Source organism: Antrihabitans spumae, assembly GCF_043944905.1.
Classification (GTDB): domain Bacteria; phylum Actinomycetota; class Actinomycetes; order Mycobacteriales; family Mycobacteriaceae; genus Antrihabitans; species Antrihabitans spumae.
Genome location: NZ_JBIMSN010000123.1, coordinates 1 through 12,905 on the forward strand (window position 1 = coordinate 1; position 12,905 = coordinate 12,905).

Annotated in this window: 13 protein-coding genes; 4 read left to right on the forward strand and 9 right to left on the reverse strand. The window is 63.8% G+C overall.

What is annotated here, in order from left to right; genetic code table 11:
* Positions 1-100: 100 nt before the first annotated feature.
* Positions 101-1,015: a cation diffusion facilitator family transporter gene (locus ACHIRB_RS25115; protein ID WP_395114888.1), complete on the reverse strand. Its 915-nt coding sequence runs from the start codon at positions 1,013-1,015 to the stop codon at positions 101-103.
* A 153-nt stretch (positions 1,016-1,168) separates the two neighbouring features.
* On the opposite strand from ACHIRB_RS25115, the gene ACHIRB_RS25120 reads away from it, so the two are divergent.
* Together ACHIRB_RS25120 and ACHIRB_RS25125 are read left to right on the forward strand one after the other, a co-directional pair.
* The gene (locus ACHIRB_RS25120; RefSeq protein WP_395126146.1) at positions 1,169-3,127 is read left to right on the forward strand and encodes an ABC transporter ATP-binding protein; all 1,959 of its coding nucleotides are present in this window, start codon (positions 1,169-1,171) and stop codon (positions 3,125-3,127) included.
* Positions 3,124-3,867 carry an energy-coupling factor transporter transmembrane component T family protein gene (locus ACHIRB_RS25125; protein WP_395114886.1) on the forward strand — a complete coding sequence of 248 codons (744 nt, stop codon included), beginning with the start codon at positions 3,124-3,126 and terminating at the stop codon, positions 3,865-3,867. The genes ACHIRB_RS25120 and ACHIRB_RS25125 overlap by 4 nt, the downstream gene beginning before the upstream one ends.
* A 9-nt stretch (positions 3,868-3,876) precedes the next feature.
* Here ACHIRB_RS25125 and ACHIRB_RS25130 read toward each other — a convergent pair whose 3' ends face one another.
* Positions 3,877-4,578, reverse strand: a complete 702-nt coding sequence (locus ACHIRB_RS25130; RefSeq protein ID WP_395114885.1) for a DM13 domain-containing protein — start codon at positions 4,576-4,578, stop codon at positions 3,877-3,879.
* Positions 4,579-4,645: 67 nt separating this feature from the next.
* Positions 4,646-5,008, reverse strand: coding sequence for a YciI family protein (locus ACHIRB_RS25135; RefSeq protein ID WP_395114884.1), 363 nt, complete (start codon positions 5,006-5,008; stop codon positions 4,646-4,648).
* Positions 5,009-5,117: 109 nt separating this feature from the next.
* Here ACHIRB_RS25135 and ACHIRB_RS25140 point away from each other — a divergent pair, with 109 nt between their 5' ends.
* Entirely contained in the window at positions 5,118-6,368 is a 1,251-nt protein-coding gene (locus ACHIRB_RS25140; RefSeq protein WP_395126143.1) for an MFS transporter, read from the forward strand.
* Here ACHIRB_RS25140 and ACHIRB_RS25145 read toward each other — a convergent pair.
* On the reverse strand, positions 6,365-6,808 hold the full coding sequence (locus ACHIRB_RS25145) for a hypothetical protein (protein ID WP_395126142.1): 444 nt from the start codon (positions 6,806-6,808) through the stop codon (positions 6,365-6,367). The two genes, ACHIRB_RS25140 and ACHIRB_RS25145, sit on opposite strands and share 4 nt — an antisense overlap.
* Before the next feature lie 80 nt (positions 6,809-6,888).
* Here ACHIRB_RS25145 and ACHIRB_RS25150 point away from each other — a divergent pair, with 80 nt between their 5' ends.
* Positions 6,889-7,338, forward strand: a complete 450-nt coding sequence (locus tag ACHIRB_RS25150) for an ABC transporter permease (protein WP_395114881.1) — start codon at positions 6,889-6,891, stop codon at positions 7,336-7,338.
* On the opposite strand, the gene ACHIRB_RS25155 is transcribed toward ACHIRB_RS25150, so the two are convergent.
* From ACHIRB_RS25155 to ACHIRB_RS25175, 5 genes are all read right to left on the reverse strand, one after another.
* A complete protein-coding gene (locus ACHIRB_RS25155) occupies positions 7,297-8,325 on the reverse strand; it encodes an SCO7460 family lipoprotein (protein ID WP_395126141.1) in 1,029 nt (342 codons plus the stop codon). The two genes, ACHIRB_RS25150 and ACHIRB_RS25155, sit on opposite strands and share 42 nt — an antisense overlap.
* A 91-nt stretch (positions 8,326-8,416) precedes the next feature.
* Positions 8,417-9,730 (reverse strand): HNH endonuclease signature motif containing protein, encoded by a 1,314-nt coding sequence (locus tag ACHIRB_RS25160; protein ID WP_395126140.1) that lies wholly within the window; start codon positions 9,728-9,730, stop codon positions 8,417-8,419.
* A gap of 343 nt (positions 9,731-10,073) precedes the next feature.
* A complete protein-coding gene (locus ACHIRB_RS25165; RefSeq protein WP_465254687.1) occupies positions 10,074-10,844 on the reverse strand; it encodes a 3-oxoacyl-ACP reductase in 771 nt (256 codons plus the stop codon).
* A 4-nt stretch (positions 10,845-10,848) separates the two neighbouring features.
* Entirely contained in the window at positions 10,849-12,204 is a 1,356-nt protein-coding gene (locus tag ACHIRB_RS25170; protein WP_395114877.1) for an aldehyde dehydrogenase family protein, read from the reverse strand.
* Positions 12,201-12,896, reverse strand: coding sequence for a gamma-glutamyl-gamma-aminobutyrate hydrolase family protein (locus ACHIRB_RS25175; protein WP_395114876.1), 696 nt, complete (start codon positions 12,894-12,896; stop codon positions 12,201-12,203). Before ACHIRB_RS25175 ends, ACHIRB_RS25170 begins: the two co-directional genes overlap by 4 nt.
* Positions 12,897-12,905 lie beyond the last annotated feature (9 nt).

The following is a 12,905-nucleotide window of genomic DNA, read 5'->3' on the forward strand; positions in this document are numbered from 1 at the left end:
GCTGCGCCGGGTGCTGTCGCCTGCCCACTCACCTACCCATTTTCGAGCCAGTCTTTTCGGTGGTTTCGCCCTCCGAAAAGACTCACGAGCGCGGAGCGTCCTACCAGCTCAATTCGTTGCACCGCTTGGCGGAATCCATGCCTTCGATCTGTAGCGTCGCGTGCTCGATGTGGTAATCGTTCGCCAGCACCTCCTGCGCGCTGCGCAGCACCTCGTCGGCATTCGCGCCGGCAGCGGTCGTGAGGTGCGCGGAGGCGACCTCCATACCCGACGTCAGGGTCCAGACATGCAGATCATGGACATCTTCGACGCCGGGCAGCGCCTGCAACGTCGAGGAAACCAACTCGACGTCGAGCCCCTCCGGGCTGTGCTGAAACAGGATTCGCAGCGACCGACGGGCCAGAATGTACGTCCGCGGCAGGACCCACAGACCGATCGCGACGCCGATGATCATGTCCGCGTACAGCCAGCCAAGCGTCAACGTGATGATCGCGGACAGCAGCACGCCGACCGAGCCGATGAGGTCTGCAAGCACCTCGAGGTACGCGCCACGGACGTTGAGACTCTCCTTCGCCCCGGAGCGCAGGAGCAGGAACGACGCGATGTTGGCGCCGAGACCCGCGATGCCGGCAATCAACACGGGAATGCCTGGCACGTCGGGTGGCTCGCCGATTCGCGAGATCGCCTCGTAGAGAACGTATCCCGCTACGGCAAACAATAGGACGGCGTTCGCGAGCGCTGCCAGCACTTCCGCTCTGTAGTAGCCGTAGGTCCGCGTGTAGGTCGGCGCGCTGCGTTTGGCGAGCATGACCGCGCCGAGCGCCATCGACAGACCCACGACGTCGGTGAGCATGTGCGCCGCATCCGAGAGCAGCGCCAGCGACGACGTCGCAATGGCGATCGCGAACTCGAGCACCATAAATGTTGCGCCGATTCCGAGCGCCATCGCGAGGCGACGGACGTATTTTCCTGATGCACTTTCGCCGATCGGCGCGTGTGTATGTTCGTGTCCCACGGGAGACAACATATGCGTACATGCGCATGAATGCAAGACTCACACAATTCGCTCAGAACTCCCTGGCACACTGGATGCGTGAAAACCACGGCCCGCCGCGAGCTGCCAACGCGCGGACCCTTGCGCCCGATCGAGCTCGCCACCGGCGCGGTGATGAGCGGTTTGACGATCGCACTGTCCGTGCTCGCCAACATCATCCCGTTCCTCGGCGCGGTCCAGGTCCTCGCGGCAATCCCAATGGCAATCATCGCTCAGCGACATCGCCTCCGAGCTCTGCTGATCGCGACCGCTGCAGCAATGCTGGTCGCCTTCGTCGCCGGCGGTGTTCTTGCCGCGTTCAGCGTCGGATCGTGCGCGCTGCTCGGTGGCATCGTAGGTAGCGTCAAGCGCCGCGGCCGCGGTCTGGTGTCCGTTCTCGTTTACTCCACAGTGGCAGGCGCAGCAACGGCCGCCTTCGCGGTCGGCATGCTGCTCGCCTTCTCCGTCACCCGGCAACTGTTCTTCGACACCATCCGAAATACGGCCGAGGGCCTGACGAACCTGGCTTCCCGCCAAGAGTTCATGGTCCCTATCGCCGAAGGCTTCGCCGGCATGGTGAACTCGATCCTGCAGTACTGGTATCTGTGGATCGGCGGTTCCGCGATCGTCGGAACGGTCATCGGCGCTGTGTTCGCCTGGTACGTCCTCGGCGCCGTGCTCGACCGACTCACCTGGTTGCCCGCCGAAGATCATCTCGACGCCCCCGACGACGGTCGTCCCGTCGCGCCGCTACCGGTCCGACTCGTCGACGTCAGCTATCGCTATCCGGCCGGTGACACCGACGCGCTGTCCGGCATCGACCTCACCGTCGACGTAGGTGAGTTCGTCGCGGTTGTCGGGCACAACGGGTCCGGTAAATCGACGCTCACCCGCATCCTCGCCGGCCGACCGCCGACCTCGGGAACGGTCACCCGGCCCGGCTCCGCGGGGCTCGGCAAGTTCGGCGGCACAGCGGTGGTGCTGCAGCGTCCGGAAAGCCAGATCCTCGGGGTCCTCGTTGCCGACGACGTCGTGTGGGGCCTGCCCGACGGTGCCGAAGTCGACGTCGAAGGTCTGCTCGCCGAGGTCGGTCTCGCAGGCTTCGGATCCCGCGAAACGAACTCGCTCTCCGGCGGACAACAGCAACGGCTCGCTGTCGCCGCAGCACTCGCCCGCCGACCCAGCCTGCTCATCGCCGACGAGGCAACCGCCATGGTCGATCCAGCAGGTCGACTCGAACTCGTCGCCCTGCTTTCCTCACTACCCAAGCGACATCCGATGGCCGTCGTGCTTGTGACCCACCAGGAGTCCGAAGCCGACGCAGCCGACCGCGTCGTACACCTGTCCGGCGGACGTGCGGTCGACCGACTGCCCGTCTGGCACCAACCCGTCACCGACGACCTACCGAACGAGCCGTCCAACGAGCCACTGCTGCAGCTCAGCGGCGTTCGGCATACCTACCTAGCCGGAACGCCATGGGCGACAGAGGCCTTGCACGGCATCGACCTCACGGTCAACAGAGGCGACGGCGTCTTGATCGTCGGCGGAAACGGCTCGGGCAAGTCGACACTCGCGTGGACGATGGCCGGTCTGGTCGAACCGACGACGGGGACCTGCGAGCTCGACGGCAGGGCGATGACGAAACAGGTCGGCAAGGTCGGACTCGCCTTCCAACATTCCCGCCTGCAATTGCAACGCCGCACGGTCGGAACCGAAATCGCGTCGTGGGGAGGTCCGGAAATCGGATCCGGTCAGGTCGGCAGAGCACTGGACGACGTCGGCCTCGACCGCACGCTCGCGAGCCGCGCCATCGACGAACTGAGCGGTGGGCAAGCGCGTCGGGTCGTCCTCGCAGGCATCATCGCGAGCCGGCCACGGCTGGTCGTCCTCGACGAACCCCTCGCCGGACTCGACCCAGACGGCCGACGCGGCATCGTGGAACTGCTCGGCGAACTGCGGCGGCGGAAGGGTCTCACTCTCGTCGTCATCTCACACGACGTCGAAGGTTTCGGAAGCGTCTGCAATCGAGTCATCAAGCTCGATTCGGGACGAATAGTGACCGACGCTCCGAGCCCGGCAGGTGATCGACGATGAGCAGCACAGTCCTTCTTCGTCGCGTTCCAGGAACGTCGCCAGTCCACGAACTGTGGGCGGGAACCAAACTTCTTGCCGTCCTTGCGATCAGCTTGCTACTGATGGTGCTGCCGACGTGGCCTGTCCTCGGCCTGATCACCGCATTCCTGATCGGTTCCGGTGTGGCAGCGAAGGTGCCGCTGCGCGCATTGCCCCGACTCCCCTGGTGGGTCTGGGGACTTATGGTGCTCGGCGGCCTGATCAACGCACCGATCGGCATGGACGCCGTCGTTCGCTATCTGCAGGTCACTGTGTTCAGCCTCCTGCTGCTTTCGTCGTCGATGATGATCGCCTGGACGACCGCGCTCAACGAAATCGCTCCTGCCATAGCAACTCTCGGCGCTCCGCTGCGCAAGTTGCGCGTCCCCGTCGACGAATGCGCGGTTGCGATCGCACTCTGCCTGCGCAGCCTGCCGCTGCTCATCGAAGAGATGCGGATCCTGCGTGCCGCGCGAAAGCTTCGCCCCAAGGGCGGCCGACCGGCACACAGTCGCGACGACAACGCGCTGATCGACGTCGTCACGGCAGCCATGGCTGTCGCGATGCGGCGTGCCGGTGAACTCGGCGAGGCCATCACCGCTCGCGGTGGCACCGGTCAGCTGACCGCATACACGTCACGTCCGGGGCTACGGGACGTGATCGCGTTGGTGATCGTCGTCGTCATCTGTGGGGCGGGTGTCGCGATGGGTATTGCGCTCTAGACCACTGCTTCAACCAACAAGGATCGTTGCGTTCGCGACCGGAACCGCGAAAGCGCGGCACCAGATCAGCAGTGTGTGTTCCGGTCCGATGTCGACGCCGTCGGGTAGCTCGTAGTTCTGGTCTCCGCGCGTTCCTTTGAGCGCGCCGAGTTCGATCCCACCGTCCGGTCGCTGCTGATCGGAGCCCGCCGAGAAGTAGACGCGATAGTCGGGTCCGGGTTCGACGTCGAAGTTTTCGAGCCGGACGATTCGTTCGCCGGTACCGAGATCGATCAGCTTCGCGACGCCCTCGGCCGTGTGATCGATGCCGACGAACTCTGCGGTTGCGACAAGCCGTGGACCAGCCGGCGGGGCGTCCGAGACGCCTGCACTCGAGCCACCTGGCGGCGGACTCCCTTCCGTCCGACTCACGCTCGCAAGTGGATCCGCTTCGTCGACCGTCGTCGAGCGGAACGTCGGCACCACAACGAGTGCGACGAGCACGAGCACGCCGATGCCGGACACGACGTAGGCGGGCCACCGGCGTTTGGTGATCTTGTAGACGATCCACCCGACCAGCAGCAGTGCCGCAATTGCCGCGGCAGCGAGTGCCCACGTCCGTGGATGGGTCGATGTGTTGCGCACCAGGTTCGGGCGGACAGCGGCCGTGATCGCGAGTCCGGCCACCGCGACGATTGCAGCTCCGACAATCAGCGCAACTCGGGTTTTCATGGGCTCAGCCTAACGCCGGACAATCCGGTAGAAGCAGACAAATCGGCGCCCGTAAGACTTCGGTCATTTACATCTCGAGGCCCTCGTTACCCATCACGGGCCGCACCTCGACGCCACTGATCCTGGCATCGGGCATTTGCGCCGCGATCTCCAGCGCCCGGTCGAAGCTCTCGCATTCGACTAGGTAGTAACCGGCCAGATACTCCTTCGCCTCCGCGTACGGACCGTCGGTCGTCGACACGATCCCGTCCCGCACGCGGACCGTCTTGGTCGCGGGCGGCGCTGCAAGCGGGTGCGCGCTGATCAACTCACCGGACTCGATCAGGTCGGCGTTGACGGCGAGGTGTTCGCGCCAACCCCATTCGTCCTCGGGTCTGGGCGGGTCGGTCCAACTGGTCGGATTGCTGTAGATCAGCACCAGATACTTCATGGGTCCACCTTTCGGTTTCTGAAGATTCCTTCGTAGGTGACGTCGAGACCGACAGCTCCGCCTCGACGTATCCGCATCACTTCCGATGCGATCACGAGGAGCAACCGTCATGTCCGCAACATCTCCCGCCCTCGCCGAGACACTGCGATGCCGACTACTGCCGCTGCACATCGCCGCGATGCTTCAAGGAATCATGCTCTGGCTACCCGTCGAAAAACTGTTCATGATGGAAATCGGCTTCGATGCAGCGAGCGTCGGGGTGATGGCTGCGGCGTATGCGGCCGTGGTTCCGATCGTCGAGTTTCCGTCCGGAATCCTTGCCGATCGCTGGAGCAGGCGTGGCGTGCTGGTGATCTCCAGCCTCGCGCTGACCGGGACCGCACTTGTCGGTGGCCTCTCCACGGGCGTCCCGCTCTACATTCTCAGCGCACTGATCCTCGGCATCTACTTCGCGATGTATTCCGGCACGATGGACGCGATCGTGTACGACACGGTGCTCGAAGAGACCGGCGACAGCGACGCCTACGAGCGCTGCCTCGGCAGGATCCGGATGGTCAACAGTGCTGCGCTGGTTGGTAGTTCGCTCGCCGGAGGGCTGCTCGCCGGTCTTGTATCGACACGAGTCACCTACTTTGCAACGGTTCCGATCGCGGCACTCTCGATCGTGGCGTTGCTCCGTTTTCGCGAGCCGCAGCTTCATCGCGCAGGCGAGCCGGCAGCACTGCGCGCACACGTCGCGCTGACCATTACGACCATCACCCGTCGATGCCGACTCCTACCGATCATCGTGCTCGGCATGCTCACTGCGCTTGTCACACAGGTGGTCTTCGAGTTCGGACCGTTGTGGTTGGGCGCCCTAGACGCATCGCCGGTGCTCTACGGACCGTTGTGGGCGGGATTGATCGCCTCGCTCGGACTCGGTGGCCTCCTTGCTGGGCGACTGCAATTCGACCGGGCAGCACATCTGGTCCCGCTGGTCGCCGTCATGATCGTTGCCGCCATCGTTCCGGCGACCGTGCATAACATCGCGGCCGTGACGTGCGCCCAGGTCGCACTTGCCGTCGTTGTCGTCGCCGCCGGAATCCACGCGAGCAAGCTGTTGCACGACGAGGTTCCCTCGACCATCCGGACAGGCGTCGCATCCGGGGTGAGCACTCTGACCTGGGTGGTGTTTCTGCCACTCGCACTGGTCTTCGGCTTCGTCAGCCGCGACGCCGGCGTATTCGACGCGGGGTGGATCATCGTTGGAATCGCCTGCTGCACAGGGATCTTGCTTCAACAGCAACGTAGGACCTCGGCGATCGACATGGGCGACATGAAAACAGACGCCCGGTCACCTCAGCACGCTGGACTCAGCTAAGAAGATTGTTGCCAAATCTGGAGCAGGTAGTGAGCTACGACCGGGACACCCAGCGGGCTGGGCGGTTGAACGCGGTTGTTCCAATGTGCCCGGACATGCACGATTGCGGGGCCGGGCTGTGTCACCGGTCCGGCCAATTCACCTTGGCATTCTTCGAGCTCGCTGCTACGAACTCGCTGCAATCCCAGCTGCGTCCGGTAATAAGCTTCTTCGACGCCGTCCCACTGCTCGGTACTTTCAGGCGGCAGTGCGTCATCGAAGGTCTCGACCTCGATTCGAACGAGTCCGAAGGTGATCTGCGTTGTGATTCGCAGGATCCCCTCGCCGGGATCGAGATACTTCCCTTCCGAGTAGGTGAGCGTGTCCGTTTGATCATCGAGTGCGTCGTCGGAGAGGTAGAAGCATTCGTCGGTATCGACGACATCGGCATATCTAGTCATGACGAACATCTCCTCGGTTCAGTTTGTGGACGTCGTTCTCGTCGAATTCGGTTGCCGGGGTAGCCCAGTAGCCTGGGCAGGTGACGGTATTGCGAGCAGGGTGGTCGGTGTTGTTCGTCATCGCCGTCGCCTCTATGACGTTTGCCGCTTGGGAACCGGTATCGACTGTGTCTTTGGAGTGTTCCAAGATCGGGGAGTTTCGTCTCGATCGTGCGCCCGATGACGCGAACTGTGAGTCCTCCGTCGTCTACGTGTTCGGCGTGTGGCCACTTCTCGGCTTCGGAGCCCTCCTCGGCGCACCGGCACTATTTGCTGCGACGTGGATGCGACGATGGATTTCCTGGACGGCGGTCGCCGCAATCCTCTGTTTGGCTGTTGTGGCACTAGCGAACTGGTCAGGCTGGTGGGGCAGCCTTCTCCTCGTGGCCGTCCCGATGACGTTGGTTGCTGTGGCCCTCGCGCTCGCGCAGCAATTCCGCGACCCGTCCTCAAGGCGTCGGCAACCGCAACACACCGGTTCCGTCACGTAGGTCCCGGTACAAGGTGAACTCACCCGTCGGATTGCCGTCGAGGTCGGTCACCACGCCGACTGCGTGGTCTCCGATGCATTGCTTGCCCTGCGGCGGTGGGTCGCACACGACTACGTATCCGTTAATGCGGTCGACAGTCCCTGGCTCCAACGCAGTTACACCCAGCATGCCGGCCTGAGAGATACCCAGATCGAGGTTGTTTGCGTTCAACCATTTCTCGACGTTGGGAATGACCCGGCTTTCGTATTCCTGGCCTTGGTCGAATGGCACGACAATCCGCATCGATGCGACGGGTTCGCCAACTGCAACGGGCACGCTTGCGCTCAGATACGCGTCGCGCGTCAATGCCACGGTCCGGTCGCCGAAGCTCAGCCGAATCAACGACGGCAGATCCGAATCCGCGTCGGGCAACCTGGCGGCAGTATCGGGATCGACGATGTTCACTCCGAGCCGAGTCCGGTCCGGCGCCAACACAATTCCTCGTTCGGCAGCTGTATCGCGCCATTGCTCGGCACAACTGGTGAGTTCGGCCAAGACGGTCGTCACGTTCTCGTTGGTCACCGACCCTGCCACCCACGGAATCGTTGCCTGCTCGTTCAAGCCGACAACCGGATGCCCGCACGCATCGAAGCTGTCGAGCAAAGCTCGCGTCTCCGACGCTAGTTCCCGAGCCCGCGTCACCTTCTCCGTAAGCGCTGCGGCACAGGATGTTCCGTCACATCGTCCCGAGCCGTCCGCCTTGTCCGAGTCGATCCGTAAACGCACCACCGCGTCCGCGTCTCCGACGATTGCGAACGTGACCTCGGACCCACCCTGCGCGGGCCAGAGGTTACGCGCATCGATCAGTTCGAGTTGACCGGGAAATTCTTGCTCCGCAATGTCTTTCGCGAGCCGCTCGTCGTCAGCCGTGCCGAAGATGCCGCAACTCGTCAGCGCCATGGCGGTAGCACCGATGAGTAACGCGGGAACGATACGTGTGCGCCTCATTCCCCGACGATAGGACTCGAGCACTAGCAACCGCACGAGTGAATCTACTCGAGTCCGGAGAGGTCTGCTGCCGGACTACCCGCCGGAAAGTCTAGGCCGCTGCCAGAGTGTCGGTGTCGCGGCGGCGTTTCTCCAGGTCCCAGTTGCGGAGCAGCACATCGGTGGCGAAACTGGCATCGAGCGGTTCACCGGACCAATCGGCAGTGACGGCATCGGGGTCGATGTGGCGATAACGGCGGCTGAGATCGTCGACGTCACCCGACAGCAGTGGGGCGTAATCGATTCTGCGTCCGTTGAGGTCGGCGAAGGTGAACTTCTGATTGCCCTCGGCAGTAATGGTGAACAATCCGTCGTGCAACGCCCGGTGATGCTCACCGCACAGCAGGGTCAAATTGTCGAGATCGGTCGGGCCGCCCCGCGAAAAGTAGACCACGTGATGCGCATGCAGAAACCTCGTGCGGCCGCAGCCCGGCACCGTGCAGCACCGATCCCGGATCACCAACTGCCGCAACAGGGTTCGACTCGGACGACGCTGAGATGTATCCCAGGCAATAGTCGGCCCGAGACGCCCGTGACGGATCAGCCGCACCGACGCAGTACACAACACCGCCTCCAGAGTCTGCGAATCGAGACCGGGCCCGTCGTCGAGATGCGCATCCGATGTGTCGAGTGGTGTCCCGTCGGGTCCGATATGAACCAACACATCCGCGGCAGGAGACACAACCGGAGAACCCGCGCCGGCGCAGATGGTCTCGGCCATCGCCACCATCGCGGGAACAGGATTCGAAGGTGCCGGTGCGGTGCGGTCGGGTTCAGGGGCATCGGGACCGTTCTCGTCGGTGCGGGTGCGTTCGTACTCCGCGCGAGTGAGCCCGGCGAGGAACCGGGCACCGTCCTCGGGACGGAATCGGGCGGACACGACCAGGTAGCCGTCGTCGTCGTAGAACCAACGCCCACCAGCACGGTCGGTGTCGGTGTCGGGGGTGCGGGTTTGTCGGACGAGGCCACGCACGAGGCGGTCCAAATGCGCCGCGGGTGCTTGCAAGGCGATGCGCAGCAACGATTCTTCGGTGTGCGGTGTCGCGACCCGGGTGAGGGCACGGACTTTGGAGTAGGACACCCTGCCTTCGGCGAATGCGTGCGCGATACGCGGCAACACGGTCACGGCGTTCGCGACCCGGACCTGCTCGCGAGCGGTGCGCAGGCTGACACCCGCTTTCCAGGACAGCCAGTGGGCGGCGGAGTGCAGTTGCCACCCGGCCCAGCCGCGGCGGGCGTCGAATTCGGCCAGCAGGACCAGGAATCGGGCGGTAGCGGCGGCGATCTGCCCGGCGAGGGTGCAGATTTCGGTTTCGATCTCCTCGATCGGCCGTTCCGCTGTCGGTAATTGTGCGGTGGTGTTCATCGAATCTCCCCGTTTCGATAGAACTGATGTTCGACAAACCTACCTCGGACCACCGACAGAAAAATTATCGCCGAAACGTCCCCGCGGGGACGTCGAAACCCAGCCCACGCGTCCCCGCGGGGACGTCGAAGCGGCGCGACCAGGCGACACGGGACAACCCCAACAATCAGCCGCAGGCCGACTCGAGCACCAGGTTCGTCGGGACCCAGATGCCCGGTCACCGAAAGACCGGATCACCAGAACGTCCCCGCGGGGACGTCGCAGTGCCAGCGATTGCCGACAACGCCATCGACCTACCGCTGGTGACCGGCGGCGTTCACCGAGTGGGTTGTCTCCCTACCGGTCAGAGGGGTGTCACGTACGCGCCGGAGATACCGCCATCGACGAGGAACTGCGATGCCGTGATGAACGACGAATCGTCGCTGGCGAGGAAGGCGACCGCGGCGGCGATCTCCTGCGGTTCGGCGAAGCGTCCGACTGGGATATGAACGAGGCGACGCGCCGCACGTTCGGGGTCTTTCGCAAACAACTCTTGCAGAAGCGGCGTATTCACCGGTCCAGGGCAGAGCGCGTTGACGCGGATCCCCTCGCGCGCGAACTGCACGCCCAGTTCTCTGCTCATCGCCAGCACTCCACCTTTGGAGGCCGTGTAGGAGATCTGCGACGTCGCCGCACCCATTACCGCGACGAACGACGCGGTGTTGATGATCGAGCCCTTGCCCTGGCGCTGCATGTGCGGGATCGCGTACTTGCAGCACAGGTACACCGACGTCAGGTTCACCTCCTGCACCCTGCGCCAGGCATCGAGGCCGGTGGTGAGAATCGAATCGTCGTCCGGCGGTGAGATTCCCGCATTGTTGAATGCAACGTCGACGGACCCCAGCTTCTCGGCGGTGGTGTCGAACAACGCGCGCACGGCGTCTTCGTTGGTGACGTCGACGTGGACGAACTCGCCCCCGACCTCCTCGGCAACGGCAGTGCCGGTAGCGGTATCGAGATCGGCAACAACAACTTTCGCACCTTCGGCTGCAAACCTGCGAACGGTCGCGAGGCCGATTCCACTCCCACCACCGGTTACGACAGCGACCCGGTCCAGCAAGCGTTGCACGATGATTCTCCTAATCGGTCGCGATGAAGACGTTTTTTACTTCGGTGAAGGCGAGGGCAGCATCGGGACCGAGTTCACGTCCGAGCCCGGACTGTTTGAAGCCGCCGAACGGTGTCCAATATCGCACGGACGAATGCGAATTCACCGACAGGTTGCCTGCTTCGACTGCCCGCGACACCCGCAACGCACGGCCGACATCGTTTGTCCAGATCGAACCCGACAGACCGTATTCGGTGTCGTTCGCCTGCGCGATCGCATCGGCTTCGTCGTCGAACGGGAGCACCGTGACGACCGGACCGAACACCTCGTCGGTGACGATTCGATCCGTCGGACCGGACGGCAGGACGACGGTCGGCGGGAACCAGAAACCAGGACCGTCCGGTGCGCTGCCGCGGAACGCGACATTCGTCGTGTCATCGAGATACCCGGCGACGCGACCGTGATGCTCGGCCGATATCAACGGACCCATTTCGGTTGCCTCGGCTGCAGGATCACCGACCACGACGCCGGCCACGGCCGGCTCGAGCAGTTCCATAAAGCGGTCGAAGACACTGCGCTGCACAAGTATCCGAGAACGCGCGCAACAGTCCTGACCGGCGTTGTCGAACACTCCGTACGGCGCGGTCGCTGCCGCCTTCTCCAGATCGGAATCCGCGAACACGATGTTGGCGTTCTTACCGCCGAGTTCGAGCGTCACCCGCTTCACCTGATCGGCGCAGCCCACCATGATCTGCTTGCCGACCTCGGTCGAACCGGTGAACACAACCTTGCGAACTGCCGGATGGGTGACGAAACGCTGTCCTACAACCGAACCCTTACCCGGCAACACCGTGAAGACACCCGGCGGAATGCCTGCCTCGGTTGCCAACTCCCCCAGCCTGATTGCGGTCAGCGGCGTCAGCTCGGCAGGCTTGAGTACAACGGTGTTGCCTGCGGCAAGAGCAGGCGCGAATCCCCAGCCTGCAATCGGCATCGGAAAGTTCCACGGCACGATGATGCCGACGACGCCGAGCGGTTCGTTGAACGTCATGTTCACCCCACCGGGCACCGGAATCTGTTTGCCGAGCAGCCTTTCCGGTGTTGCGGCGTAGTAGTGCAGCACGTCGCGTACGTTGCGCGCTTCCCAGCGGGCGTTGCCGATGGTGTGTCCGGAGTTCGAGACCTCCAGTTGTGCAAGGTTTTCCACATCGGCATCGACAGCATCCGCGAACCGACGGAGTAAGCGGGCACGGTCACCGGGTGCGACGGCTCGCCACGACGCCAACGCGACGTGTGCGCGTTCGATGGCGGCATCGGTCTCTTCCAGACTGGTCGCCGCGACCTGCGCGACCACCTCTTCGGTCGCCGGATTGATCACAGCCGTCATCGGTTCTCCCCCATCCGTTTCCGCGCTTCCTGTACGAGAGCCGTGAACAACCGGTCGTCGGTCGCGTCCTCTTCCGGATGCCATTGCACTCCAAGAAGATAGGCAGGGCCGCTGAATTCCATCGCCTCGATCACCCCGTTGTCCGACCACGCTGTGGCCGTAACGCCTTGGCCAAGTTCGTCGACCGCCTGGTGATGATGGCAGTGCACGGTCACTTGCTCGCCGACGATGTCGCTGACCCGACTACCGGCGACCGTGCGAACGCCCTGACTGCCGAACACCCCCGGCGTCGGCAGATGGTCGTTGTAACCGAGGTCGTCGGGCAGATGTTGGCGCAAGGTACCTCCGAGCGCGACGTTCACCAGTTGCATCCCGCGGCACACGGCGAAGACGGGCAACCCCACCTCCTGCGCGGCAGCGAACAATCCCAACTCGAAGGCGTCGCGTTCCGGTCTCGTGTTCCGCGTGCGTTCGTGTGGGGTTTGCCGATAGTGCTTCGGGTCCACGTCGGCGCCACCGGAGAGCACCAATCCGTCGATCCGGCCGACGATGTCGCGTTGCCCCGACCCGATCGGCGGAATGAGAACAGGGACGCCGCCCGCTCGGTCGACGGCGTCGAAGTACACCCGGGGCAGGATCGCACAAGCGTTGTCCCACACACCATATCGTGCACTTTCGACGTAAGTTGTCACGCCGACTAC